Below are 24,886 nucleotides of genomic sequence, written 5' to 3'. Positions count from 1 at the left end.
CCTTCGTGAACGACACCCACGAGTCCTCCGGCTCCGTCGGCGAACGCCGTCTCCAGCAACTCCTCGGCACCGCCGAACAGGCAGGCGACTTCTACGACCGCCAGGTGCAGGCCCGCCTCACCGGGCAGATGGCCGGCTTCATCACCCGCCAGACGATGATGTTCCTGTCGACGGCGGACGCCGGCGGGGCCTGCGACACCACCTTCCGGGCCGGGCCGCCCGGTTTCGTCACCGTGCTCGACGACCGCACGCTGACCTACCCCGAGTACCGCGGCAACGGCGTGCTCGCCAGCGCGGGGAACATCACCGAGAACCCCCATGTCGGCCTGCTCTTCGTCGACTTCACCCACGACCACATCGGTCTGCACGTCAACGGGGCCGCGCAGCTGCGGGCGGACGAGGACCAGCGGCGCGCCTGGCCCGGTCTGCCCGTGGACACCGCACCCGGTCGCCGGCCCGAGTTCTGGGTGCACATCACGGTGGACGAGGCCTACGTCCACTGCTCCAAGCACATCCCGCACCTGGAGCCGGCGCCCCGGCCGCGCCAGCGGACCGACCGGCCGCGCGACGGCGAGTACTTCGTCGCGCCCGGTGGGCTCGGGGCCCCGGCGCACGAGCCGGTGCCGCACGCCCCGTCACCGACCGTTCCGCCACCGTCCGTCCCGTATCGCGGCGGCACCCGGGTGTGAGACCGGCCCGGTGCGGGGTGAACGCGGCCGCCGCGCCCGCGCCTTGACGAGTTCGGCTTCGAACTGGGCGCCCGTCAGCAGGGCGAGGTTGGAGACCCACAGCCAGACCAGGAAGACGATGAACCCGGTGAGCGGCCCGTACAGCCGGTCGTAGGTGCCGACGTGGGCGGTGTACGTCGTGAACGCTGCGGAGGCGGCCAGCCAGAGCAGCACGGCGAGCCCGCCTCCGAGCGCCCGCCTCCGCTTCCCCCGGGCGGGCGCCGGTCCGGAGCGGAACAGCACCAGCACCATCGTGGCCGCCAGGCAGAGCAGCAGCGGCCACTTGAGGACGTTCCAGGTGACGACCGCCGCCCCGTCGACCCCCAGTGCCCCTCCGAGGGCCACGGCCAGCTCGCCGCTGAGGGTGAGCACCAGGGCGCTGGAGACGAGGGCGGCCAGCAGGACGCACGCCGTGACGACCGCACGGGGCACGGTCCGCCAGGCGGACCGCCGGTCCTTGACGCCGTGCATGGCGTGCAGGGCGCGGCGGAAGACGGCCAGATAGCTGGAGGCGGACCACAGCGAGCCCACGGAGCCGATCACGGCCACCAGCCAGGCCTGCGACTGCCGCCCGGCCAGGTCCCGCAGCGTCCCCTCCAGCAGCGGCCTGGTCTGGGCGGGCACGAGCGCGGCGGCCCGCTCGATCAGGGCCCCGGTACCCGAGGCGTCGGCCAGCCCGGTGAGCGAGACGGTGACCAGCAGCATCGGGATCAGCGCCAGGACGGCGTAGTACGTCAGTGCCGCGGCCCAGTCCATGACGTCGTCGTTCCAGACGGACACCGGTGTCCGGCGCAGGGCGGAGAACAGGTCGTCCCGCGAGGGCAGCGCCCCGGGGCGGGCGTCGTCCGCCGGCGGCCGGCCGGTCCGCGTCCGGTCACCGTGCATGTCGTCTCCTGTCGCGAGGGGAGTGCCGCGGCCCGCGTCGACAGCGGGCCGTGCGGCCGCCCCGGTGACGGCCGCACGGTCGGCGGCCGTCGGACACCTGCCCGCATCCCGGCGGACCATCCGTCCCGCACGGCCGTGACCGAGCGGTTTGCCGTGGCCCCGGGTGTCCGCTGCCGGTGAAAAGATATGGTTGCGGTGGCGGGGAGGGCCTCTGCCTCTGGATCTGCGGCGGTACCACGGCCCCGCGAAATGAGGGCGACCGAATTCGGGGTGTCGGAAGGTATGGACGTTCACCACTCTGCTTCCCGGCCTCTGCGGCGCGAGGACCCGGTGGCGGGCCACGAGTTCATCGAGCTTCTCGAGGCCGTGTGGACACGGGGCCGCGAGGTGCCGTACGCGCCGGTCTCCGCGTCCCAGCTCCGCGTGCTCTACACCCTCGACCGCGACGAGGGCATCAACCTCCGGACCCTGGGCGAGCTGCTGGGCTCGGCCCCGCCCTCCGTCAGCCGGCTCTGCGACCGGCTCGAGGCACTCGGCTTCGTCCGGCGGCTGCCCAGCCAGGTCAGCAGACGGGAACTGGAACTCCATCTGACCGGTCGCGGCCGGACGTACCTGCAGGAGCTGCGCGCGCGCCGGGACGCCTCGCTGCTGGAAGTGATCGCCGCGATGACACCGGCCGCGGCGAAAGCCCTGCTCGTGGGCCTCTCGGGGTTCCGGGACGCGCTCGCCGAGACGGGGTGCGCACCGGGGCTGCGCCCCGCCGGCGACGCCCGTACCGCCTGACTTCCCCCGGGGCGGGCCGGTCCCGCCCGTCCCACGGCCGCCCGTTCTTCACGTCGGCCACACCGGATCACTCCCCCACCGGCACAAGGATCTGCGGCCGGGCGGGTAGGCGGAGGAGGGATATGGTTGCCCCACGTACGTGCCTCGTGCCCGCGCGACGACACCGGCCCACCGGAGACCCGGCCCCGGGGATCCGACCCGGCGCCGAAGCGCGGGAGACAGGGGGCGCTGCACCGGATCCGCGGCATCGGCGAGCACGTCTGATTTGGAGTGTCACGGCATGAGCAGGAGTCCGGCTCCACACTCGCGGAGGGCCACCGATGCGGCCCGGGCGGCGTGCGACGTCATCGAGATGCTCGAGATCCTCTGGGAGCGGGGCCGGGACACCGCCTCGGCCGTGTCCGCCTCCCAGCTTCGCGTGCTGTACAGCCTGGAGCGTGCCGACGGGATCAATCTGCGCACGCTCGGCGACGTGCTCGGATCCGCGCCGTCGTCGGTCAGCAGGCTGTGCGACCGGCTGGAGGCCATGGGGCTCGTCGAGCGCACGCCCAGCCCGGTCAGCCGCAGGGAGCTGACGATCCGCCTGACCGGCCACGGCCGGGCGTACCTCTCGGAGCTGCGCTCCCAGCGCGAGGAGGTCCTGCTGGCGGCCATCGAGGCGATGGACCCGGCGTCCCGTACCGCGCTGCTGGAGGGCCTCCACGGCTTCCGTGAGGCCGTGGTGACGGGCGAGGCCCGGAACGCCGGTCCGGAGGGGGACGGAAGCCCGGGCCCGGACGGCGGTGCCGCGCGGCCCGCGTGACCCCCGCGCGGTACGCCGCTCTCCGGACGGAGCCCGTCCCCTCCGGTCAGTCCGCGGTGTCCGTGCCGCCCCGGGAACCCGCCCCGCGCCCGTACCAGTCGAGGCAGACCACGAGCGCGTCGTCGTCGAGGGGCTTGGCCCCGCGGTGGCCGGCGAGTTCGCGCAGCACGGCCCCGGGGACCTGGGTGGGCGGCAGGAGGCTCGTGGCGAGCAGCGTACGGGCGAGGGTCCGCAGCCCGTACGACTCGCCCGCCGGGGACAGGGCTTCGTAGACGCCGTCGCTGCCGAACAGCAGACGGTCGCCCGGGCGCACGGTGAACCGTTCCGGTACGTACACCGTCTCCTCGAACATGCCGAGCGGCAGTTGGGCGTCGAAGTGAATCGGCTCCACCTCGCGGTCGCGGAGCCGCCACAGCCTCGGCGACCCGGCGTCGATCGCCTCGACCTCGCCCGTGACGAAGTCGAAGCGCAGCAGGAGGACGGAGACGTAGGCGCGGCCCCGGTAATGGGCGTAGACGGCCTGGTCGGCGAGGGCGGCCTGGTCGGCGAGGCCGAGGCCGGCGCGGCGGGCGTTGCGCAGTGCGTTGACGGCGAGGTTGGAGAGGAGGGCCGCCTCGATGCCGTCGCCCATGCCGTTGGTGACGGCCATGGTGAGATGGCCGGCCGACACCGACCAGTCGTAGTTGTCCCCGAAGATCGCGTAGGCGGGTTCCAGCTGGGCGCCCAGCGCGAACTCGTCCCGTGCGCAGGCGCGGCCCGGAAGCAGCTGCCACTGCATCTCGGCGGCGAGGGTGAGCCGTGCCGCACGGCGGGCCAGGACGTACAGGTCCGTGTCGCGCTCCGCGACGAGCATCTCGTGGCCGAGCGCCTCGCACGCCAGCCGGAGGTCCGGGAGGTCGGCCTCGGTGAAGGCGTCCGAGGCCAGGCGCACCGTCAGCACGCCGAGCCGGTCGCCGCGCACGGTGACGGGCAGGTGCACGGCGACCCGGCCGTCGCCTTCCTCGGTGACGTACGGCTCCTGGGAGCCGAAGGCGCGCCCCTGGGGGCTGCCGTGGATCGGCACGGGTTCCGTCTCGCCGGGGCCGGGGTCCACGGTCTGCAGGGAGTGCATTCCGTAGTCGGCGAGCCGCAGCTCCACCCCGGCGGTGCCGTACCGCTCGTCCAGAGCCGCACTCACCACATCCAGCAGGGTGTGGGGAGCGGCACCGCGCAGGGCCTGCTCGAGGGCAGCGAACTTGTCCACGTCATCCGATTCTCGTCGTGCCGGGACCACAAGCCCAGCATGCCGTCAGTGTGCACGCATCCGCAGACTCCGAGGCCAAGAACGCCGGGCACGAGCACGTGATTCTACGAATCGAAAGCAACATTTGTCACGTGACAATGATATCCGGGCGACAACACAGCCCGGGGAGGTGTGCGAGCGGCGACACGGGGCACACGTCCTCCGGTCAGCACGGGTGTGCGACCCACGCCGCGCGGCGCCCGCAAGGACGCGCCGGCCGAACGAACCAGCCGAAAGCGGAGGCATGTCCCCCATGGAACAGAACCTGGACGTCGAGGTCGAGATCCACGACCCCAGAACGGCGGTGGTGACGATCCGCGGCGAACTGGACGTCGACACGGCGACGCTCCTCCATCACCACCTGGCGAACCAGGCCCTCCACGGCCGCCGGCACCTCGTGCTGGATCTGTCCGCCGTCGGCTTCATGGACTCCTCCGGACTGAACGTACTGATACGGGCGACCCGCGAGACCCGGGCGACGGGCGGCGACCTGCACCTCGCGGCGCCGACGCCGCCCGTCGCCAAGCTCTTCGACCTCACCGGGCTGAGCCTGACGACGGCGGTCCACGCCGACGTCGAGTCGGCGCTGACCGCCGCCGCGGGGGCGGGGGCCCGGTCGTGACGCGGGCCCGCCCCTGACGGGCGCGGCGGCGGGAGACGCGGCACCTCGCCCGGACCTCCTCCGGCGCCGGGCCGGAGCGGTACGTCCGGCGTGAGGCGTGCGCAGGAGTCGCGGCATCACGGACGGTCCGCGGGCCTTCGGGCCGGGCCGGCGGGGAGGACGTGCCGGGGGCGGGTGGACGCCGGCCCCTCGAGCACCCGCCCGGGCGCGCCGGCCACACGGCCGGCCTGCTCCGGATGGCGGCTGCGCCAGTAGGGGTTGTCGTGCGGGAGTCCGCCGCTGACCCGCCCGTACATGCCGAAGGTGACGATCAGCAGGCCCATCACGAAGCTGAAGACGACGTTGGACATGCCGAAGTCGAGGATGTTGGCGGGGCGGCCGAGCAGGAACAGGTGCACGAAACCGCTGAGCACGAACGCCGCACCCACGATCATGTTGAGCGTACTCGCGGCGTTCCCGCCCACGACCGCACCGCCCAGCAGCAGCACGCCCACGCACAGCGAGATCAGACTGAGCAGGCCGTTGCTGGACATGCCGGCCACCCGCGCGCCGTCGGTCTCGAAGAACCCGAGTCCGTCGGCGAATCCGAGGCAGGCGAAGACCAGCAGGACCGCACCGCAGAGGGCGGCGCCCACGCGGTAGACGGTCGCGAGAGCGTGGTCGACGGGAAGTTCGTCCCTGAGCTTCACTGGGCCCTCCTCCCCGGCCGGAGCCGTTCCGCCCGGCCGGATTCGCGTTCCGCTCCGTCACGGTCCGGCGTTCCTCCGCTCCCGGACCGGCCTTCCGTCTGCAGACTGCGCCACCGCGCTGCGGCGGACGAGTCGCATCGGTGCTGCGTCGTTCGCCGCGGGTACCGTGCGGGCCCGCCCGCCTCACCCACCCGGCCCCGTGCCGCCCCGGTGACCGGCGGCGCGGACCGCGGGCCCGTGGCTCTATAGGCTGAGCGCGTGGCGAGTACGAACGAGACGGGGCCGGCGGACACCGCCACCACCTCCACCGGGACCGGCGCGGCTCCGGGGGCGGCGGGCCGCGATCTGCGGGAGTTCGCCGTCCAACTGCGCCGCATGAACGGCGAGATGAATCGGCTGGTCCACGGATTCGCCGCCGACCAGGGACTGCACGCCACCGACGTCCAGGCGCTCGCCGCGATCCTGGACTCGGAGACCCCCCTGACCCCGGGGCGGCTGCGGGACCACCTCGGCCTGACGTCCGGTGCCGTGACCGCGTGCCTCGACCGGCTGGAGCGGGCCGGCCACATCCGCCGATCCCGCGACAGCAAGGACCGCCGGGTCGTCCATCTGCACTACGCGGCACGCGGAAGGTCCGCCGCCCGCGCCCACTTCCTGCCGCTCGCCGAGGCGACGGCCCGGGCCCAGGAGGGCTTCAGCGGCGACGAACTGGCCGTCGTGCTGCGCTTTCTGAACGCGATGAACCAGGAGCTGGACCGGCTCTCCGGCCGCGACTGAGCCCGCCTACGGCCACCGCGGAACCCACCGCCCCGAGGAGCATCCGCCGGCGGCCCGTGCCCCGAAGAGGAACACGGCACCGTGCCGCTCCGTCACCTCGGGCCGCACCCGACGCAGGGCCCGTCCCGGGACCCCCTCCCGAGATCCGGAACCGGCACATGCCAAACTGTTTCAATCATTGAGATAGTCGATGGGTGAAATAAGAGCGCCCGGAACGAAGCACCGGGTGAAACCACCGCACACAACCGGGAGTGCCATGTCCCCCTCCTCGCGACTGGCCCGCAGGCTGGTACCGATCCTCCTGCTGGTCGCCTGGCTCGGCTGCGGCGCCGCCCTCGGCCCGTACGCCGGGAAGCTCGGCGAGGTCGCCACCAACGACCAGGCGGCCTTCCTGCCGCGCAGCGCCGAGTCCACACGGGTCGTCGACGCCCGGGAGGCGTTCCGGCAGGACGAGACCCTCCCCGCGGTCGTCGTCTGGACCGTCGACGGCGACGGGACCGTGGACACGGCCGTGCGGCGGTCGGCGACCGAGGCCCTCGCCTCGCTCGAGGGAGCGCCGGGCACCACGGGCACGGTGTCCCCCGCCCTGCCCGCCGAGGACGGCCGGGCCGTCCAGGGCGTCGTCCAACTGCGGCCCGACCTCGGCGAGGAACTCCCCGACGTCCTGGCCGCGGTGCGCGACGCGGCGGACCGGGTGCCCGGCACGACGGTCCACATCGCCGGGCCCGCCGCGACGCAGGCCGACCTGTCCGACGCCTTCGCCGGGATCGACGGACTGCTGCTCGCCGTCGCCCTCGTCACCGTGCTGGTGATCCTGCTGCTCGTGTACCGCAGCGTGCTGCTGCCGCTGGTCGTGATCGCCGGCGCGGTACTCGCCCTCGGTCTCGCGTGCGCCGTCGTCTACGCACTCGCCGACCGCGGCGTCGTGCGCGTCGACGGCCAGGTACAGGGCATCCTCTCCATCCTGGTCATCGGCGCCGCCACGGACTACGCCCTGCTGCTGACGGCCCGGTACCGGGAGGAACTGGCCGGGAACGCGGACCGGTTCGCGGCCATGCGGTCGGCGCTGCGCCGGTCCACCGGCCCCGTCGTGGCGAGCGCTGCCACCGTCGCCCTCGGCCTCCTCGCGCTCCTCTTCAGCGATCTGACGAACAACCGCGCCCTCGGCCCGGTCGGCGCCATCGGCATCGTCTGCGCCGTGCTCAGCGCACTCACGTTCCTGCCGGCCGTGCTGGTCCTGCTCGGACGGGCCGCCTACTGGCCCGCCCGGCCCCGGCGGCAGGCCGGCGACGGCACATCGGGCCGGGGTGTCTGGTCACGGGTGGCCGCGCTGGTGGACCGTGCTCCGCGCAGGGTCTGGGCGGCCACGCTCGCCGGGCTGCTGGCGTGTGCCGCGTTCGCCCCCGGCCTCGTGTCGAAGGGCGTGCCGCTGGACGAGATCTTCGTGAACGACGCCCCGTCCGTCACCGCACAGGCCGTTCTCGGCGAGCACTTCCCCGGCGGCTCGGGCAACCCGGCCGTCGTCATCGCCGACGCCGGCCGCGTCGCCGAGGTCACGGCAGCCGCCGCGGGGACCGACGGCGTGGACTCCGCGGCTCCCGCGACCGCGTCCGGGCGCCCCGGCGCGGGCGAGCCGCTGGTGGCCGACGGCAAGGTCCGGATCGACGTCACCCTGGAGGACGCCGCCGACAGCGACGCCGCCAAGGACACGGTGGTGCGGCTGCGCGACGCGGTGCACGCCGTGCCCGGCGCGGACGCCCTCGTCGGCGGGTACACGGCGCAGCAGTACGACACCCAGCGGACCGCCGAGCGCGACCGCCTGCTGATCGTGCCCGTCGTGCTCGTGGTCATCCTGCTCATCCTGGTCGCCCTGCTGCGGTCCGTGCTGGTACCACTGCTGCTCGTCGCGACCGTCGCCCTCAACTTCCTCGCGACGCTGGGCGTCTCGGCGCTGGTGTTCCAGGGCGTGTTCGGGTTCTCGGGCACCGACGCGTCCGTGCCGCTGTACGGGTTCGTGTTCCTGGTGGCCCTCGGCGTGGACTACAACATCTTCCTGATGTCCCGGGTCCGCGAGGAGGCACTCCTGCACGGCACGCGCGAGGGCGTCCTGCGCGGTCTCACCGCGACCGGCGGGGTCATCACCTCCGCGGGCGTCGTGCTCGCCGCGACCTTCGCCGCGCTCGCCGTCATCCCCCTGGCGTTCCTGGTCCAGATCGCGTTCATCGTCGCGTTCGGGGTGCTGCTCGACACCCTCGTCGTCCGGTCCCTGCTCGTCCCGGCGCTGGTGCGGGACATCGGCCGCACGGCCTGGTGGCCCGGGCGGCTGAGCCGGGAACCGGTGAGCGCGGGGAAGCCGTCACGCATGCCGGCGGACATCACCTGAGCCCGCACTGACACCATTCCCGGGACCCTGCGTGTAGTCGTCGTCACATCGGGTAGCGGCGGCTTCATGTCGCGCTCGTGGCGGCCGCGGGCGCCCGTGAGGAATGGAGCGTGCGATGACGAGCCCGACGACGGACAGCCCGCGCAACTCTTCACCCGGGCAGCGCATGGACGCGGCGCCCGGCCCGGCCGACCCCGGGCCGGGCGCCGCGTCCCCCGCCGTCCGGCGGTCCGCACCCGACGGACTCGGAGCACTCGACGGACTCGGCGACGCCCTGGACGGCGTCACGGACCTCACCGAGGTCGCGCCTGCCGACGCCCGCGCCCTCTCCACACCGCTGTTCGAACGGCTGGACGCGCTGGAGGAGGGCACGCCCGAGTACTCGTACGTCCGCAACACACTGGTGGAGCTCAATCTGACGCTCGTGCGCCATGCCGCCGGGCGTCTCCACGTCCGCCGGGAGTCCTGGGAGGACGTCCTCCAGGTGGGCACCGTGGGGCTCATCAAGGCCATCAACCGCTTCGACCCTTCGCGCGGCGTCGAGTTCACCACGTACGCCCTGCCCACCATCACGGGTGAGATCAAGCGCTACTTCCGCGACCACGTCTGGGCGGTACGGGTGCCGCGCCGGCTGCAGGAGCTCCGGCTCGCCCTGCGGGCCGCCGGATCGGCGCTGGCGCAGGACCTGGGACGGGAGCCCACGTGCGGCGAACTCGCCGAGCACCTCGGCCTGGACGAAGGGGACGTCGAGCAGGGACTGCGGGCGGCCAACGGGTACCGGGCCACCTCGCTCGACGCGCCCGTCGACGACGGCGACCCGGTGGACGCCCTCGGCGACCACGTCCGCTTCGACGACCGGGAGCTGGAACGCGTGGAGGACGTGACCGCGCTCGGTCCGCTCGTCGCGGCGCTCCCGGAGCGGGAACGGACGATCCTCGCCCTGCGGTTCGTGCACGACATGAGCCAGTCCCGGATCGGCGCGGAGCTCGGGATCTCGCAGATGCACGTCTCCCGGCTCCTGCGGCGCTCACTGGCCAGGCTGCGCACGGAGCTGCTGCGCGGCTGAGCCGGCCCGCCCGGGCCCGCGCAGGCACCGGCGCCGTACGGCCGCCGACCGTACGGACCTCCCGCCGGGAAGGCCCCCGGCCGCAGCGCCGTGTGCGGGGCCTCCGGGCCGGCCCCGGTGCTGTATCCCCGCGGACACCCCCCGCGGCGCGGGACTCCGCTACAGCAGCGCCGTGTGCGGCCCCGGGCCGTGGGCCGCCGCCACCCGGCCTCCCGCACGGGCCGCGGGCACGTCGGGTGCGAGGGCGTCCCGCGGCTGGAGCAGCGCGTCGGACACGTCGAGCAGGGAGAGTCCGTCCCGCGCGCCGGCGGCCTGGAGCATCGACAGCGCCTCGGCGACCGGGCAGTCCTCACGGGCCGCGAGGTACCCGGCCGCCTGGTGGATCCGCTCCCAGCGCGCCGCCCGTGTGTCGGTGGTCCACACCGGGCACTCGCACTCGTCGCTGCCGTGCACGGCACGCCAGCGCAGCAGCGCGTCGAGCGCGAGACCGGCGGCGTGCTGCCCTTCGGCGACATGAGCGTCCGTCACCTCGGCGCGGACGGTGTAGTAGAGACAGATGACACCGACGGGCGTGTGCTGGACGTACATCGGGAGCGCCAGCACCTGGCGGACGTCGGCGAGTCCTTCGCGGAGCGGTGATCCGGCGCGGCACGTCGCCCGGCGCATGTCCCGTACGTGGACGGGCCGCATGCGCAGGGCCGCACTGACCGACGGGCCGTCACCGAGGGTGAACTGCGTGGCCTCGCCGCGCAGGGCCGGTTCGTCGGTGGCGTGGAGCAGCCGCCAGTGCTCCATACGGGGCAGGAACGACAGGGCCGCCCGCTGGGCACCGAGCGACTGGGTGAAGGCGGCGCACAGCCGCTGCGGCAGGGTCCGGCGGCCGACCGCCGCGGCGACCGAGACGTCATGAACGATCGACGGTGATTCCTCCAGCATGTTCACTTTCCCTTCAGGCCTGGCTGCCGAGGGGCAGCACCCACGGGCGCGTACGGGACGGCCGTTCCGGACGCCCGGGGACGTCCGTTCGTCTACCACGCACCCGGGGGCCTCATGTGCGATCCGTCCGTTCTGTCCCGCACCGGACACCGACGGAGAGGAGCCGGCACGGAGCCGGGGGGAGCCGGAAGAGGAACCCGGACCGCCTGCGGCCGGCCTCCGCTGGGCCGTTCGGGTCGTACCGCACCGTCCATGACGATTACCGTCCGCCATCACGGGTAGCCGGATGATCACGTTCAGTGGCCGAGCCGCTCCGGCGCGGGCCGGCGGAACGACCACGGCAAGGAGCGCGTGATGCAGAGCCGATTGGAAGCGTTGCTGGACCAGGTGCGGGAACGGGGCCGGTACGTCAGGCGCCAGGAGGCCGCCCGGGCGGTCGAGAGCGTCCTGGACGTCCTGGGCGCCCATCTCGTGGGCGACGACCGCAGCGATCTCGCCCGTCTGCTGCCGCACCAGTGCGGCCCGCTGCTGACCGGCGGCCCGCCGGCGAGCGAACCCCTCACCCCCCGGGGCTTCGTCGAGGCGGTGGCGGCCCGCGACCACGAGGACTTCGGTGAGGCCCGGCGGGCCGTCACGGCCGTGCTCGGGATCGTCGCCGAAGTGGCGGACGACGCCCTGCTCCGCCGGATCCTGACCCAACTCCCCCCGGGGCACGCGGGGTTGTTCGGCCGTACGGAGCCGGTGTGAACGGGGCCGACGTCACAGGCGAGCCCTCGCCGCGCACCGTTCGCGGATCGGCCGGCCCGATCGGCGAAGAAAGGGGAATGCACTCCGGGATCCCGGGTATGCGGACCGAGCACGGGGGTTGGAGATACGGACGACAGGGGTGGATGGCATGGCAGCCGTGACCGCAGTGACAACCGCGGCACCGGGGACGACTTCGGGACTCGGCGCGCTCGGGATCGCGCCCATCGCGGACCCGTCCAAGGTGGCCCCCCAGGACGCACGCGACCTCTCCCGCCAGTTCTTCGCCCGGCTGGAGCAGCTCGAGGAGGGCACGCACGAGTACCAGTACGTGCGCAACACCCTCATCGAGATGAACCTGTCGCTGGTCCGGTACGCGGCGGGTCGCTTCCGCAGCCGGGGCGCGGACGAGATGGAGGACATCGTCCAGGTCGGCACGATCGGTCTGATCAAGGCCATCGACCGCTTCGACCTGTCCCGCGAGGTGGAGTTCACCACCTTCGCCGTGCCCTGCATCGTCGGCGAGATCAAGCGCTTCTTCCGGGACACCAGCTGGGCCGTGCACGTCCCCCGCCGGCTGCAGGAGGCCCGCGTCGAGCTGGCCAAGGCCACCGAGGAACTGCGGAGCCGGCTGGGGCGGACCCCCACGGTGAGGGAGCTCTCCGAGCTGATGTCCCTGCCGGAGGCGGACGTCATCGAGGCCCGCAAGGCCTCCAACGCCTACAACTCCGCCTCCCTGGACGCCGCGCTCACGGGCGACACCGCACAGGACAGCGAGGCGGCCCTGGCCGACTTCATCGGCGAGGAGGAGGCGGCGCTCGAACTCATCGAGGACTTCCACTCCCTCGCTCCCCTGGTCGCCGAGCTCGAGGACCGCGACCGCCGGATCCTGCACCTCCGCTTCGTCGAGGAGCTCACGCAGGCCCAGATCGGCGAGCAACTGGGCATCTCCCAGATGCATGTCTCGCGGCTGCTGACCCGTATCATCAAGCGGCTCCGCGCCGGCCTGCTGGAAACCGGCACCGGCTGAACCGCCGGCGCCCGCACGAGTCACGATCGGCGGTGGCCCCCCAGCCCGGCAAGGGTGCGGGGGGCCACCGCCGTCGGCGTGGGTGCGGGAGCGGCGAACGCCGGGCGGATGGGGCGCGTCCCTCCCGTACGCGGACCGACGTCCGGTGCGGTGGCGGCCGCCCCACGCCGGAGTCCGTCCGGACCGTGCCGCGCGGTGCCCCGCCTCTCCGGCCCACCCGCTCCGCCCGAGTCCCGCCCCGCCCGGAGCGTGTGCCGTCCCGGCGCGGGCGGTGCCCCGGCCTCCTCCGGCCCACCCCGCCGCGCCGGGACCGTGCCGCCCTCAGCCCCGGCCGCGCTCCGGGGGCTCCGGGGGCTCGACGACGAGGAACGCGTCGCCTTCCAGGTCCATGACCACCGTGGCGGACATGCCTTGCTCACGTCGGCGGGCGGCGCATTCCTCCGCGGGCCACGAGCCGCGCGGGCCACCGGCAGGGAACGACTCGACGACTTTACCGACCATGCCCGTTCACCCCTTTTCCCGTTCACGGAAATCCCGTGCCCATTCCGGATTCCCCGGCTCAAGACCGTTAAGGGGAGGGGTACGGAAAGAAGACCCGGGGACGGCGCGCGGTCCCGCGCGTCGCACACGGAAAAGCCATCGGGGCCCCGACCGAGCGTCGGGGCCCCGATTTTCACGCGTACGACGCGCGTGACGGCTACCAGCGGTACCAGCGACCGCGGCGGCCGCCGGCCGCCGCCGGGCGGATCACGAAGCCGAGCAGCCACACCACCAGCACGATCACCGCGATCCACCAGAGTGCCTTGAGTGCGAAGCCCGCACCGAAGAGAAGCAGGGCGAGCAGTAGAACGAGCAGCAAAGGAACCATTGTTGTCAACCTCCCGGAATCCGCTTACCCGGGAATTCACCGCACACGCAGGTGCCATTTCCCTTTTCCAGGGGTCCTTTTGCCCGGAGGGCGCCCGGAAAAGCGTGCGGGCACCGTGGGTTGGATTCCACGGGCGGTGCGGCCGGACCGGCGTGCCACCGAACGGAGCGACCCGTCCGGCTGGATCCGCCCGCACGGCGGGCCCGTGACTACCGGAGCGGTGCGGGGACGGGCATACTCGCCCCCATGGACGCGAGCAGCGAGGACCAGTCCCGCATCAACGGCGGGGGCGGGCAGGACGGAGAGGGACCGGTGGGCGTCCAGTACGCGGCCGGAGGGGCCTGGGTGATCGCCGCCCGCGGTGATCTGGACCTGACCAGCCTTCCGCCTCTGGACGACGCGCTCACCTCGGCCTCCACGGAGCACTCCAAGGTGATCCTGGACGTCTCCGGTGTCACCTTCGGCGACTCGGCCTTTCTCAACCTGCTGCTGCGCGTCCATCAGAACGCGGACCTGTGCGTCGCGAGACCGCAGCCCCAGCTGCGCCGGCTGCTGGAGATCACGGGAGCCGACCAGGTCCTCGACGTCAGGGACGGCCTGGACGCGGTGCCCCGCCCCTGAGGCGCCCGGTGCCGAACGGCGATCGCGACCGCGGAGACCGCACGAAGCGGTCGGAGCCGGCGGACACCAGGCGCCGACGCGGTCAGGTGCAGGAGACGCGCACCGTGATGCGCTTGCCGACCGGCTCGCGCTGGACGGTGAAGCCCTCGCACAGTGCCAGGACGATCTCCAGACCGTGCTGGCCCACGCGGCCCGGGTCCGCGGCCCGCGCGAGGGGCAGGGCCGTGCTGCTGTCCCACACGGTGATCTCGACGCCCGACGGAATCCGCTCCAGATCGAGGGCGCACGGCCCGTGGGCGTACTTGCACGCGTTGGTCACCAGCTCCGACACGATCAGCTGGACGGCACCCACCGCCTCGGAAGCCGGGTCGAAGCCGTGCCTGTCCACCAGGAACTGCGCGCTGAAACGACGGGCCTCGGCGATGCTCCCCGGGCCGCCGTCGTAGACGGCACCCGCCCACGCGTTTCCGGCCCATGCCGCGGCGGCGCCGTGGCCCGTCCCGATCACACTCGAACTCATCTGCTGGTCGTCCCGTTCGTCCCTGCCGTCCCTGGGTCGGCGCTCTCCTACCCCGAATCCGCGCGACGGCACCTCCCTGCGGGACCGAAAACGCAAGGAGGTGCGTCCGGCGGGTCAGCCCTGGGACGTATGACGCCTTCGGGCCCAGAACGGCAGGGCGAACCAGCACAGCAGGTACCAGGCCAGCACCCCGGAGACCACCCAGGGGACGAACGCGTCGTGCGTGGCGGCCCTCAGAATGAGGAACAGCGCGGAGGTGAGCGTGGCGAGCAGCAGGACGATCCCGGTGAACGTCAGCCTCGACGCCCAGACGACGGCCTGCGGCTTGATGCGGCGGCCGGACACGATCCGGTGCAGGGCGACGGGCCCGATGAGCGCCCCGGTCGCGAGAGCCCCCAGGACGACGGTGATGAGGTAGATCGTCTTGTCGGTCTGCCCCAGGCGCTGGAAGTGGGGCGTGAAGACCACCGTGAGGAGGAAGCCGAAGAGGATCTGCACCCCGGTCTGGGTGACGCGTATCTCCTGGATGAGCTCCTGCCAGCGGCGGTCGGCGCGTTCCTCCTCGGTCTCCCGTCTGCCTTCGGTGCGGTCTGCGTCGGCGGTCGACTGTCCGGGGTTCATGGGCGCTCCTTCGCGGCACGGTGCGCACCGTCGCGCACCTTTCGGGTGACTTTCGCCAGCCACCCGTTTGCCCCCGGTTCGCCTGGGGAATCCTCGGGCCCGCGACTTCCGTGCAATGCCGCGCAGCCCGCCGGGCCCGTGAGCCCGGGACCGCGTGACCTGCGGTCGCCCGTCAGGGGCGGGGCAGCCGCACGACGGTGACGAAGAAGTCGTCGATCTTCCGGATCGCGGCGATGAACTGCTCCAGGTCCACCGGCTTGGTGACGTAGGCGCTCGCGTGGAGCCGGTAGCTGCGCAGGATGTCCTCCTCCGCCGCGGACGTCGTCAGGACCACCACGGGGATGTGGGTGAGCTCCGCGTCGGCCTTGATGCGCTCGAGCACCTGCCGTCCGTCGTACTTGGGCAGGTTGAGGTCGAGGAGGATCAGGTCGGGGCGCGGGGCGTCCTGGTGGGCGCCCCGGCGGTAGAGGAAGTCCAGGGCCTCCTCGCCGTCGCGCACCACGTGCAGCGTGTTGCCGATCTTGTTGTCCTCGAACGCCTCGCGGGTCATCAGCTCGTCGCCCGGGTCGTCCTCGACGAGGAGGACCTCGATGGGCTTGGTGGCGTTCATACGTGATCTCCAGTGGTGAGGGGCGCGCGGCCGACGGGGAACGTACCGGCTCCGGGGGACTCCGTCCCCGTGTCCGGGGACCCGGGCTCCGCCGGGGGTTCCTCCACGGGGACGGCGGGCAGGGTGAAGTGGATCCGGGTCCCCTCGGTCCGCTCGGTGTCGATCCAGATCCGGCCGCCGTGGTGTTCCACGATCTTCTTGCAGAGGGCCAGGCCTATGCCCGTGCCGGTGTAGACGTCCCGGCCGTGGAGCCGCTGGAAGATGACGAAGACCTTCTCCGCGAACTCCTCCGGGATGCCGATGCCGTTGTCGTCGACGCGGTAGTGCCAGGCCGGAACCTCGCCGTCGGTCTCCGGCTCGACGGTGATCCGGATGACCGGCGTGCGGTCCGGGGCACGGAACTTCACCGCGTTGCCGATCAGGTTCTGCCACAGCATCGTGAGCAGCATCGGGTCGCCGGTGGTGGTGGGGAGGTCGTCGGGGCGCTCGACGACGGCACCCGCCTCCTCCACGGACGTGCCGAGATTGGCCAGTGCCCCGTCCAGTGCGGAGTCCATGCCGACGGTGTCTCGGGCGTCGTTGAGGCGTCCCACCCGGGAGTACGTCAGCAGATCGTTGATCAGGACCTGCATGCGCTTGGCGCCGTCGACGGCGAAGTCGATGTACTGCTTGGCCCGGTCGTCGAGCTGGTCGCCGTACCGCTTCTCCAGCAGCTGGCAGAACGAGGCCACCTTGCGGAGCGGCTCCTGCAGGTCGTGCGAGGCGACGTAGGCGAACTGCTCCAGCTCGGCGTTGGAGCGACGCAGTTCCAGCGCCTGCTCGTCGAGGACCGCTGTGCGCTGGGCGAGGAGTTCCTCGCGCTGCTGCGAGGCCCTGAGGGCGTCGAGGACACGGACGCGCATCGCCTCGACGGCCGCGGCGAGGTGACGGGTCTCCGCGGGCCCGCCGGGCTCGATGCGGTGCTCGAAGTCGCCGTCGGCAACCCGCTGGGCCGCCGTGCGCAGCCCGCCGAGCGGCCTTCCGACGGCCCGGTGGAGCACGACCACCAGCAGCGCGGCGAACACCACGAAGGCGGCCAGCATGCCGGTGAGGGACCAGTTGTGGCCGGTGCGGGTGCGGTGCATCTCCGCCCTGGCTCTGGACCGTTCGGCGGTCAGGGTCTCGTTCAGGTCGTCGAACCGCTCACGCAGCCGGTCGAAGGCGACCTTGCTCGACTGCAGTTCCGTCGTCGCGGACGAGGGCAGGGCTCCCCGGCGGGCCCGTTCCACGAGCGGTTCGGCATGGCCGGTCCGCCAGCTCTCGGCCGTCTCCTCGGCACCGGAGACGGCGGCGAGCAGCGCGGGGTCCCCGGCCAGGGCCTCGCGCAGGGCCCGTTCGGCGGACTCCTCCTCCTTCAGGCCCTGCGTGTAGGGCTCCAGCCAGCGGGGGTCCCGGCTGAGGACGAAACCGCGCATCCCGGTCTCCTGGTCGAGGAGCGCCTTCTGCAGCCGGTAGGCGTCCACACGGGCGGGCTGGATGCGGTCGACGAGGTCGTCGGACTCGGCGGCGGTCTGCGCGAGCAACTGCGCGCCCACCACGGCGAAGCCCGTCACCACGACCAGGATGGCGGCCAGGACGATGCCCAGCCAGATCGGGACGGTCAGCACGGTGCGCCGAGGCTGCGCGGGCGGCGCGCCGGTCCGGGCGCCCGGTTCTTCGTGGCTGGTCACTTCTGCTCGTTCCATTCGAGGTGGAGGAGGGCGACGTCGTCGCTGTGGCCCCCGTGATCGGCCGAGAGGGTCCGCGTCTCCGAGATCACGGCGGTCACGAACTCCTCGGCGGGGCGGCCGGTGTAGCGGGCGGCGAGGGCGAGCAGGCCGTCCTCGCCGAGCCGCCGGCCGTCGGCGCTGACGCGCCCTTCGAAGAGGCCGTCGGTGAACAGGGCCAGGCCCCCGGCGGCCGGCAGGTCCAGATGGTCCTCCCGCCAGTGGCAGAGGCCGTCGGGCAGCAGACCGAGCGCCGGGCCGACGGCGGTCTCCACGAGCCGTACGCCCCCGGGGTCACGCAGCAGCAGCGGCGGATGACCGGCGCGGACGATCTTCGCCTTCGTCATGCCGGGGGGCAGTTCGACGGTCGTGACCGTGGCGAAGATCTCCGCGCCGGTGCGCTCCGCGACGAGGACCTTCTGCATGAGCTCGCACACACCGGTGCCGGTGACACCGGCGAGGGTGAAGGAGCGCCAGGCGACGCGGAGGCACACGCCGAGCGCGGCCTCGTCGGGGCCGTGGCCGGAGACGTCGCCGATGACGGCGTGGACCGTGCCGTCCGCCGCCTCGACGACGTCGTAGAAGTCGCCGCTGAGAAGGCCGAGGGACCTGCTGGGTTCGTACCGGGACACGACCTGCACCCCGGCTCCGTGCAGCAGCGGCGAGGGCAGCAGGCCCCGTTCGAGCCTGGCGTTCTCCTGGGCGCGCATCCGGCTGGCCTCCAGGGCCATCGCCGCCTGCTCGATCTGACGGCGCTGTACGGCGTACCTCACCGAGCGGGCCAGCACGGTGGGCTCGAAGACGCCCTTGATCAGGTAGTCCTGGGCACCGGCCGCGACGGCGGAGAGCCCCACGCCCTCCTCGGCCAGGCCCGTCAGCACGACGACGGCCGCGCGGGGCGACTCGGCGAGCACCTGGCCGACGACGTCCAGGCCCTGGGCGTCGGGCAGGTGCAGATCGAGCAGGACGCACTGGGCGGGAGAGCCGTGCTCCCCTCTCAGCTCCCGCCGCGCCTCGGCCAGGGAACGGGCGCGGGTGAGCCGGACCACCAGGCCGCTGTCCCGGAGGGTCTCCTCGACCAGGAGCGCGTCGCCGTCGTCGTCCTCGACGAGCAGGACCGTCAGGCAGGAATCGCCGCCGGGCGCGAGGTCGGCCGGTGACACCCGGGCCAGAGGCACCTGAGTGACCGACGCCCTCGGCCCCGGCACCTCCGGACCTTGCCCACCGACAGGGCTCCTCACAGCCGACCTCCCCTCCCCTCGGCCGCACGCGGGCCGTGGGGCGCAAGCAGAATACTTGCCGCTCGCGAATAATTGCACTCGCGCGGCTCCTGCTCGACCGTACCGGCCCCATCAGGTCAAACGGCGCGTGGATCTTGTCCATTCACCCTCGCAGGACGGCGGCGGCGGACCGCTGCCGGGCCCCCTGCGCCGGAGGGGCGGTGCGGCGACGCAGCGGCCCTGTCCCGGCTGCGGCCTGCGGTCCGGCGCCAGGAGCGCACCGGATTCCACCCGGAGGCGCGGACGCCACGGCTCCGGAAAGGTGGCGGAGGTCACCCCCCGGGGCCGGCCCCGCCGCGACGCCGCGCGGTCCATGCCCGGGAACGGAGTGGGCCTTGTCTCACCGCGCCACGGGGACCACGGCTCGTCACGGCTCCCGGCGACGACGGCGGCACCGTACGGCGGCACCTCCCCACGCCACCGCCGCCAGGACGGCGGCGGCGAGCAGGAGCGCCGGCCGACGCGGGCGTTCCCGGCGGACCGGCCCGTCGCCTTCCGGTACGGCACGCCGCCCGACGCCCGCCTCGCGCGCGAGGCGGGTCCACACCCCGGGCGGAGGCGGTCCGACCAGATCCGACGGGGTCGCCGAGCGCACGGCCCGTACGAGGCGGCGCAGCGAGTCGAGTTCATTGCGGCAGGCGCCGCACGCGCGCAGGTGCTTCCGCACGCGCGGGGGCACCTCGTCGAGCGCGCCGCCTCCCAGGGCGAGTTCGGCCAGGTCCACCGGATCCAGATGCCCCGTCACCGGTCACCGGTCAGCGTGCGCGTGCGCCGCAGGCACCCCGGGGCGCGGGGCGTACTCCCCGCACCGCGCCGCTGCAGCACCAGCGGCTGCGCAAGCGTCTCCACAGAGGAGGATTCATTTCGTTTCGCCATGAAACATCCAGTCGTTGTCGGCTCGACGCGGCGGGGTCGTCCATGACCCCTCACTGTTTCCGGCAGAGGGCGGCGACCGGATGCGGGCCGGACGGGTCCTGCGGGCGGGGAGGCGGGGGCAGGGGGGCGGCCGGAACGCCCCGCGGCGGAGGGCGCGGAGGGGCTCGTTTTACGACGCAGAAACGGTGCAAGTTGTCCGGGCGGCGGCGCGGCACGAGTCTGACCGTGCTGCGGCGCACCGAGGCGCCCAGGCACGGCAGGCCCGCTCCGGCCCAGGGAGCGGGCTGCGTGTCCGGAACAGCACCGGGCCGACGGCCCGGCACGAGGAGCCGAGATCATGGTCCTTGTCGGATCCGCGAGGCCCCACCGCCCGCCCGCGGCAGGCGGGCCCCGCGACCCGCGCACCACGCCGGGAGCCCGTCCCGGCGACCACCGCCCGCCCGCGACAACCCGCCCCGGCGACCCGCGCCCCGCGCCAGGACCGGGTCCCGGCGACGCGCGTGACGACGCCGCACTGGCGGCGGGCTTCGTCGCGGGCGACGAGGGTTCGCTCGAGGTCGTCTACCGCCGCTGGGGCTCCCTCGTGTACACGCTCGCCCGGCGGACCCTGGGGGACGAACGCGAGGCCGAGGACGTGACCCAGCAGGTCTTCCTCGCCGCCTGGCGCGGACGCCGCGGCTACCGGCCGGGGCGCGGTGGCCTGCCGGGCTGGCTGGTCGGCATCACCCGCCACAAGGTGGCCGACGCCCTCGCCGCCCGCAGCCGGCGCGCCGAACTCGTCGCCGCCGCGGGGTCCTTCCTCACCCCCGCGCCGCCGCCCGCCGCCGGCGGCGGTCCCGAGCAGGCCGTCGACCGGGTGCTCGTCCTGCGCGCCCTGCAGGACCTGCCCTCCGCCCAGCAGCACGTGGTACGGCTCGCCTTCTACGCCGACCTCACCCAGACGCAGATCGCCGAACGGACCGGACTCCCCCTCGGCACCGTCAAGAGCCACATGCGCCGCGCCCTGCTCACCCTGCGCCGCTCCCTCGCGACGACGGGGTGAGGCGGGCACCCGGCCGACGCCCCCGGCGCGCCGGAGGTCCACGACACACCCCGGGTGACTGCATCCGCCGGCGGGTCTTACGCGGAAGCATCAGCGTCATGGCCTTCCCTCCCCCGGGACGGCCACCGTGCCGTTACCGCCGTGGGAGGGACCACCGTGCACGACGTGGACGTCGTCATCGTCGGTGCCGGTGCGGCGGGGCTGTCCCTGGCCCGCCGGCTCACCGCACCCGGGACGCAGACGGGACCCGGTCCGCGCCCCTCCGTCGCACTGGTCGACGCGCCGGCGGGCCCGCTGCGCCCGCCCCCGCGCACCTGGTGCTTCTGGGAGGAGCCCGACGGCGAGTACGACGACGTCCTCGCGGCGAGCTGGGACCGGCTGCGGGTCACCGCGCCGGACGGCACGGCGGTGACGGTCCGGCCCGCGCCCCTGCGCTACAAGATGATCCGCTCGGCGCACTTCGAGGAGCGGACCGGCGCTCTCCTGTCCCGGTCCGGCTGTCTGCGGTACGAGGCCGTCGTCGACCGCCTGCGGGACCTGCCCGGGGGCGGCGCCGAGGTGCGCGGACGGGACGGCACCGGCGCTGAGTTCCGGCTGCGAGCCCGCTGGGCGTTCGACTCGCGGCCGCCGCGGCGGCCGCGACCCGCCCGGACCACTCTGCTCCAGCACTTCCGCGGCTGGTTCGTGCGCACCGGGCGCCCGCGGTTCGACGCCGGCGTCGCGGACCTCATGGACTTCCGTACGCCGCAGCCCGGCCGGGGGCTGTCGTTCGGCTACGTCCTGCCGCTCGGACCGAGGGAGGCCCTGGTGGAGTACACGGAGTTCTCCCCGTCGGTCCTCGGCACCGCCGCGTACGAACGGGCCCTGCGCCACTACGCCGAGGACGTGCTGGAACTCGGCCCGTTCCGCGTCACCGCCACCGAGCAGGGCGTGATCCCGATGACCGACGCGCGCTTTCCGCGCCGGACGGGCCGGTCGGTGTTCCCCATCGGTGCGGCGGGAGGGGCGACCCGGCCCTCGACCGGCTACACCTTCGCCGCGGCCCAGCGCCACACCCGGGCCGTGGCCGACGCGCTGGCGCGGGGCCGCACCCCGCTGGTCCCCGCGCCGTATCCCACGCGCTCGCGGTTCATGGACGCGGTGCTGCTGCGTGCCCTGGACGCCGGGCGGGTGGACGGGGCCGCGTTCTTCACCGGGCTGTTCCGCGACGTGCCGACGCACCGGCTGCTGCGCTTCCTCGACGGCGGCACCCGCTGGTGGGAGGACGTCCTGATCGGGCTGCGCACCCCTGTCGGGCCGATGCTCAGGACCGTGCTCGAGCTGCCCGCGCTCCCCCGTCGCCCGCCGGTGCCCGATCGGCGCAGACGCCCTGACCGCTAGGGCGTGTCGCCCCGTTTCCGCCGTTCGCCGCCCGCACGTCCGCTGCCCCGTACGCCGTACGCCGTCCGCCCGTCGAGGAGCCGCTCATGTCCCTGCTGCACGACGCCGATCTGTCGGCGGCGTTCGATCACGCCGCACGGTCCTACGACCGCCTGGTCGCGGCCAACCCCGGCTACCACCGGCAGCTCCGGCGATCCGCCCGGCGGCTCGGGCTTCCGGACGGAGGCTTCGGCAGCCGGCTGCTGGACCTGGGCTGCGGTACGGGGGCGTCGACCGCCGCGCTGCTCTCGGCCGCCCCGTACGCGGAGATCACGGCGGTGGACGCGTCGGCGGGGATGCTCGCCCGGGCGCGGCGCAAGTCCTGGCCCCCGGGCGTCTCCTTCGTCCACGCCAGCGCCGAGGGCCTCGCCGGAGCCGGTGTGACGGGGCCCTTCGACGCCGTGCTCGCCGCCTACCTGTTCCGCAACGTCTCCGACCCGGACGAGGTGCTGGCCGGGGTACGCGGTCTGCTGGCACCGGGCGGGCGCATCGCCGTCCACGAGTACACGCTCAGCGGCCGGCCCGCGCACCGCGCCGTCTGGACGGCGGTGTGCCGTGGGCTGGTCCTGCCCGTCGCCCGGCGTTCGGGGGACGGCTCGCTGTACGAGCACCTGTGGCGCAGCGTCGTCGACTTCGACACGGCGGACGTGTTCGCGGCACGGATGGAGAGGGCGGGCTTCGAGGGGGTCCGGGTCCTGCCGCTGCCCGGCTGGCACACGGGCATCACGCACACGTTCGTGGCGCGGGTACCGGCCGCGGCGGACGAGGAGTGCGCGTGAACGGCGCATCAGGACCCGGCGGCCGAGGAGCGCGCGTGGACAGCACGGCAGGACCGCGGGCCGCGGACGGGGTGGACGCATGAACAGCACGGCAGGACCCGGCGGCCGAGGAGCGCGCGTGGACGGCGGGGGACACGGCCGGACCCGGGCGGGCTCCGGCGGTGACGACGGCACGGGCGGCCCGGTCGCCCACGGCCGGGACCGGCGCTCATGCGTCCTGCCCGCCCGCCCTGGCCGGTCGCGGGTGGAGGGGCCCGCCCCGCACGTCGGTGTCGTCGGCGGCGGCATCGCCGGTCTCGCGGCGGCAACCGCCCTGGCGGAGCGGGGCGTCGACGTCACGCTCTACGAACGCGACTACGGACTGGGCGGCCGGCTCGCCGGCTGGCCCGTGGAACTGGCCGACGGTTCCGTCGCCACCATGAGCCGCGGCTTCCACGCCTTCTTCCGCCAGTACTACAACCTGCGCGCGCTGTTGCGGCGGACTGACCCGGGACTGCACGCGCTCACCCCGCTGCCGGACTATCCGCTGCGGCACAGCGGCGGCATGCTCGACAGCTTCGCGCGGGTGCCGCGGACCCCTCCGCTCAGCGCGCTGGGCTTCGTCGCGCTCAGCCCGTCGTTCGACTGGCGCGGCCTGCTGCGGATGGACCCCGGAGCCGCGCTGCCCCTGCTGGACGTGCGCGTGCCCCGGGTCTACGAGCGGCTCGACTCGGTGAGCGCGGCGGACTTCCTGGCGCGGATCCGTTTCCCCGAGGCCGCGCAGCACCTCGCCTTCGAGGTGTTCTCCCGCAGCTTCTTCGCCGATCCGCGGGAACTGTCGGCGGCGGAACTGGCCCTGATGTTCCACATCTACTTCCTCGGCTCCAGCGAGGGTCTGCTGTTCGACGTGCCCCGGGAGCCGTTCCCGCAGGCGCTGTGGGAGCCGCTGGCGGAGTACCTCCACCGCCACGGCGCCACGATCCGTACGGCGACACCGGTCGACTCGGTCGAACCCGCGCGCGACGGGCGGCTCACGGTGACCGCGACGGACGGCACCGCCACGCACGACGCGGTGGTGCTCGCGCTGGACACGGCGGGGCTGAAGCAGGTGGTCGGGGCGTCTCCGGGGCTGGGCACCGCCGAGTGGCGGGCGCGCGTCGCGGCGCTGCGCACCGCGCCCCCGTTCCTGGTGTCCCGCTTCTGGCTGGACCGGCCCGTGGCCGCGGACCGGCCCGGATTCCTCGGTACGAGCGGCTACGGCGACCTGGACAACATCAGCGTGCTCGACCGCTGGGAGGGGGAGGCGCACCGGTGGACGCTGCGGACGGGCGGTTCCGTGGTGGAGCTGCACGCCTACGCGGCCCGCACCGACGACGGCCGGGCGGCCGTCCGGGACCGGCTGCTGGAGCAACTGCACCGGGTGTACCCGGAGACCCGCGGAGCCGGGATCGTCGACGAGCGGCACGAGTGGCGTGACGACTGCCCGCTGTTCCCCGTCGGCGGCCATGAGGCCCGCCCGACCGTCCGCACCCCCGATCCCGCCCTGATGGTGGCAGGGGACCTGGTCCGCACGAATCTTCCGGTCGCCCTGATGGAGCGCGCCGCCACAAGCGGCTTCCTGGCGGCCAACGCCCTCCTCGCCCGCTGGGGCGTCCGCGGAGAGCCCCTGCGCACCGTCCCGGCGAAGGGCCGATCGGCGCTGCTGCGGGGGCTGGTGAGGCTGGCGGCTCACGACTGAACGGCGTGGTGGAGGCGGGGGACGGCGGGGTGGGGGCCGCGGCTGGGGGCCGTGGGGGCGG

Annotated in this window: 26 protein-coding genes; 14 read left to right on the top strand and 12 right to left on the bottom strand. The window is 73.8% G+C overall.

All coding sequences use genetic code 11. The features are described from left to right. Window positions 1-5 precede the first annotated feature (5 nt). Window positions 6-689 carry a pyridoxamine 5'-phosphate oxidase family protein gene (locus QRN89_RS27815; protein ID WP_290352149.1) on the top strand — a complete coding sequence of 228 codons (684 nt, stop codon included), beginning with the start codon at window positions 6-8 and terminating at the stop codon, window positions 687-689. Here QRN89_RS27815 and QRN89_RS27810 read toward each other — a convergent pair. After that, on the bottom strand, window positions 636-1,613 hold the full coding sequence (locus QRN89_RS27810) for a YihY/virulence factor BrkB family protein (protein ID WP_290352148.1): 978 nt from the start codon (window positions 1,611-1,613) through the stop codon (window positions 636-638). The genes QRN89_RS27815 and QRN89_RS27810 overlap by 54 nt on opposite strands. Window positions 1,614-1,895: 282 nt before the next feature. Here QRN89_RS27810 and QRN89_RS27805 point away from each other — a divergent pair, with 282 nt between their 5' ends. Together QRN89_RS27805 and QRN89_RS27800 are read left to right on the top strand one after the other, a co-directional pair. Then, window positions 1,896-2,396 carry a MarR family transcriptional regulator gene (locus tag QRN89_RS27805; RefSeq protein WP_290352147.1) on the top strand — a complete coding sequence of 167 codons (501 nt, stop codon included), beginning with the start codon at window positions 1,896-1,898 and terminating at the stop codon, window positions 2,394-2,396. Between the two features lie 280 nt (window positions 2,397-2,676). Continuing rightward, on the top strand, window positions 2,677-3,198 hold the full coding sequence (locus QRN89_RS27800) for a MarR family winged helix-turn-helix transcriptional regulator (protein WP_290352146.1): 522 nt from the start codon (window positions 2,677-2,679) through the stop codon (window positions 3,196-3,198). A 46-nt stretch (window positions 3,199-3,244) separates the two neighbouring features. On the opposite strand, the gene QRN89_RS27795 is transcribed toward QRN89_RS27800, so the two are convergent. Continuing rightward, window positions 3,245-4,441, bottom strand: a complete 1,197-nt coding sequence (locus tag QRN89_RS27795; protein WP_290352145.1) for a PP2C family protein-serine/threonine phosphatase — start codon at window positions 4,439-4,441, stop codon at window positions 3,245-3,247. Between the two features lie 283 nt (window positions 4,442-4,724). Here QRN89_RS27795 and QRN89_RS27790 point away from each other — a divergent pair, with 283 nt between their 5' ends. Further along, the gene (locus tag QRN89_RS27790; protein ID WP_390701095.1) at window positions 4,725-5,102 is read left to right on the top strand and encodes an STAS domain-containing protein; all 378 of its coding nucleotides are present in this window, start codon (window positions 4,725-4,727) and stop codon (window positions 5,100-5,102) included. Between the two features lie 116 nt (window positions 5,103-5,218). Here QRN89_RS27790 and QRN89_RS27785 read toward each other — a convergent pair whose 3' ends face one another. After that, on the bottom strand, window positions 5,219-5,791 hold the full coding sequence (locus QRN89_RS27785) for a DUF4383 domain-containing protein (protein ID WP_290352143.1): 573 nt from the start codon (window positions 5,789-5,791) through the stop codon (window positions 5,219-5,221). A gap of 258 nt (window positions 5,792-6,049) precedes the next feature. On the opposite strand from QRN89_RS27785, the gene QRN89_RS27780 reads away from it, so the two are divergent. The 3 genes from QRN89_RS27780 (at window position 6,050) to QRN89_RS27770 (ending at window position 10,017) form a co-directional block, all read left to right on the top strand. Then, on the top strand, window positions 6,050-6,568 hold the full coding sequence (locus tag QRN89_RS27780) for a MarR family winged helix-turn-helix transcriptional regulator (protein WP_435833274.1): 519 nt from the start codon (window positions 6,050-6,052) through the stop codon (window positions 6,566-6,568). Between the two features lie 256 nt (window positions 6,569-6,824). Further along, window positions 6,825-8,951, top strand: coding sequence for an MMPL family transporter (locus QRN89_RS27775; RefSeq protein ID WP_290352142.1), 2,127 nt, complete (start codon window positions 6,825-6,827; stop codon window positions 8,949-8,951). A gap of 115 nt (window positions 8,952-9,066) precedes the next feature. Continuing rightward, on the top strand, window positions 9,067-10,017 hold the full coding sequence (locus QRN89_RS27770) for a SigB/SigF/SigG family RNA polymerase sigma factor (protein WP_290352141.1): 951 nt from the start codon (window positions 9,067-9,069) through the stop codon (window positions 10,015-10,017). A gap of 159 nt (window positions 10,018-10,176) precedes the next feature. On the opposite strand, the gene QRN89_RS27765 is transcribed toward QRN89_RS27770, so the two are convergent. Next, window positions 10,177-10,953: a GAF domain-containing protein gene (locus tag QRN89_RS27765; protein WP_290352140.1), complete on the bottom strand. Its 777-nt coding sequence runs from the start codon at window positions 10,951-10,953 to the stop codon at window positions 10,177-10,179. Window positions 10,954-11,307: 354 nt separating this feature from the next. Here QRN89_RS27765 and QRN89_RS27760 point away from each other — a divergent pair, with 354 nt between their 5' ends. Both QRN89_RS27760 and QRN89_RS27755 read left to right on the top strand, forming a co-directional pair. After that, on the top strand, window positions 11,308-11,700 hold the full coding sequence (locus tag QRN89_RS27760) for a DUF2267 domain-containing protein (RefSeq protein WP_290352139.1): 393 nt from the start codon (window positions 11,308-11,310) through the stop codon (window positions 11,698-11,700). Between the two features lie 148 nt (window positions 11,701-11,848). Beyond that, window positions 11,849-12,727, top strand: a complete 879-nt coding sequence (locus QRN89_RS27755; protein ID WP_290352138.1) for a SigB/SigF/SigG family RNA polymerase sigma factor — start codon at window positions 11,849-11,851, stop codon at window positions 12,725-12,727. A 321-nt stretch (window positions 12,728-13,048) separates the two neighbouring features. On the opposite strand, the gene QRN89_RS27750 is transcribed toward QRN89_RS27755, so the two are convergent. After that, window positions 13,049-13,228 (bottom strand): DUF8839 family protein, encoded by a 180-nt coding sequence (locus tag QRN89_RS27750; RefSeq protein WP_290352137.1) that lies wholly within the window; start codon window positions 13,226-13,228, stop codon window positions 13,049-13,051. A 196-nt stretch (window positions 13,229-13,424) separates the two neighbouring features. After that, complete coding sequence (locus tag QRN89_RS27745) at window positions 13,425-13,595, bottom strand: hydrophobic protein (protein ID WP_093652039.1); 171 nt, start codon at window positions 13,593-13,595, stop codon at window positions 13,425-13,427. Between the two features lie 246 nt (window positions 13,596-13,841). On the opposite strand from QRN89_RS27745, the gene QRN89_RS27740 reads away from it, so the two are divergent. Beyond that, a complete protein-coding gene (locus QRN89_RS27740) occupies window positions 13,842-14,216 on the top strand; it encodes an STAS domain-containing protein (RefSeq protein WP_290352136.1) in 375 nt (124 codons plus the stop codon). A gap of 82 nt (window positions 14,217-14,298) precedes the next feature. On the opposite strand, the gene QRN89_RS27735 is transcribed toward QRN89_RS27740, so the two are convergent. The 6 genes from QRN89_RS27735 to QRN89_RS27710 all read right to left on the bottom strand — a co-directional run bounded on the left by QRN89_RS27735 (window position 14,299) and on the right by QRN89_RS27710 (window position 19,737). After that, window positions 14,299-14,736: an ATP-binding protein gene (locus QRN89_RS27735; protein ID WP_390701097.1), complete on the bottom strand. Its 438-nt coding sequence runs from the start codon at window positions 14,734-14,736 to the stop codon at window positions 14,299-14,301. A gap of 114 nt (window positions 14,737-14,850) precedes the next feature. Beyond that, window positions 14,851-15,357, bottom strand: coding sequence for a DUF6328 family protein (locus QRN89_RS27730; protein WP_290352135.1), 507 nt, complete (start codon window positions 15,355-15,357; stop codon window positions 14,851-14,853). 172 nt (window positions 15,358-15,529) lie between these two features. Further along, window positions 15,530-15,967 carry a response regulator gene (locus QRN89_RS27725; protein WP_290352134.1) on the bottom strand — a complete coding sequence of 146 codons (438 nt, stop codon included), beginning with the start codon at window positions 15,965-15,967 and terminating at the stop codon, window positions 15,530-15,532. Then, window positions 15,964-17,676: a sensor histidine kinase gene (locus QRN89_RS27720; RefSeq protein WP_290352133.1), complete on the bottom strand. Its 1,713-nt coding sequence runs from the start codon at window positions 17,674-17,676 to the stop codon at window positions 15,964-15,966. The genes QRN89_RS27725 and QRN89_RS27720 overlap by 4 nt, the downstream gene beginning before the upstream one ends. Next, the gene (locus tag QRN89_RS27715) at window positions 17,673-18,875 is read right to left on the bottom strand and encodes a PP2C family protein-serine/threonine phosphatase (protein WP_290352132.1); all 1,203 of its coding nucleotides are present in this window, start codon (window positions 18,873-18,875) and stop codon (window positions 17,673-17,675) included. The genes QRN89_RS27720 and QRN89_RS27715 overlap by 4 nt, the downstream gene beginning before the upstream one ends. Window positions 18,876-19,359: 484 nt before the next feature. Further along, window positions 19,360-19,737 carry an anti-sigma factor gene (locus QRN89_RS27710; protein ID WP_290352131.1) on the bottom strand — a complete coding sequence of 126 codons (378 nt, stop codon included), beginning with the start codon at window positions 19,735-19,737 and terminating at the stop codon, window positions 19,360-19,362. Window positions 19,738-20,205: 468 nt separating this feature from the next. Between QRN89_RS27710 and QRN89_RS27705 the strand changes: the two genes are divergently transcribed. The 4 genes from QRN89_RS27705 (at window position 20,206) to QRN89_RS27690 (ending at window position 24,825) form a co-directional block, all read left to right on the top strand. After that, a complete protein-coding gene (locus QRN89_RS27705) occupies window positions 20,206-20,910 on the top strand; it encodes an RNA polymerase sigma factor (RefSeq protein ID WP_290352130.1) in 705 nt (234 codons plus the stop codon). A 156-nt stretch (window positions 20,911-21,066) separates the two neighbouring features. After that, the gene (locus QRN89_RS27700) at window positions 21,067-22,290 is read left to right on the top strand and encodes a lycopene cyclase family protein (RefSeq protein WP_290353885.1); all 1,224 of its coding nucleotides are present in this window, start codon (window positions 21,067-21,069) and stop codon (window positions 22,288-22,290) included. Between the two features lie 86 nt (window positions 22,291-22,376). Beyond that, window positions 22,377-23,108 carry a methyltransferase domain-containing protein gene (locus QRN89_RS27695; RefSeq protein ID WP_290352129.1) on the top strand — a complete coding sequence of 244 codons (732 nt, stop codon included), beginning with the start codon at window positions 22,377-22,379 and terminating at the stop codon, window positions 23,106-23,108. Window positions 23,109-23,187: 79 nt separating this feature from the next. Beyond that, window positions 23,188-24,825 carry an FAD-dependent oxidoreductase gene (locus QRN89_RS27690; RefSeq protein ID WP_290352128.1) on the top strand — a complete coding sequence of 546 codons (1,638 nt, stop codon included), beginning with the start codon at window positions 23,188-23,190 and terminating at the stop codon, window positions 24,823-24,825. The last annotated feature ends 61 nt before the right edge of the window (window positions 24,826-24,886 follow it).

It is taken from the genome of Streptomyces sp. HUAS CB01 (assembly GCF_030406905.1).
GTDB lineage: Bacteria > Actinomycetota > Actinomycetes > Streptomycetales > Streptomycetaceae > Streptomyces > Streptomyces chengbuensis.
The sequence above is the reverse complement of the archived record's forward strand: the minus strand, read 5'-3'. Positions and strand labels throughout refer to the sequence as shown.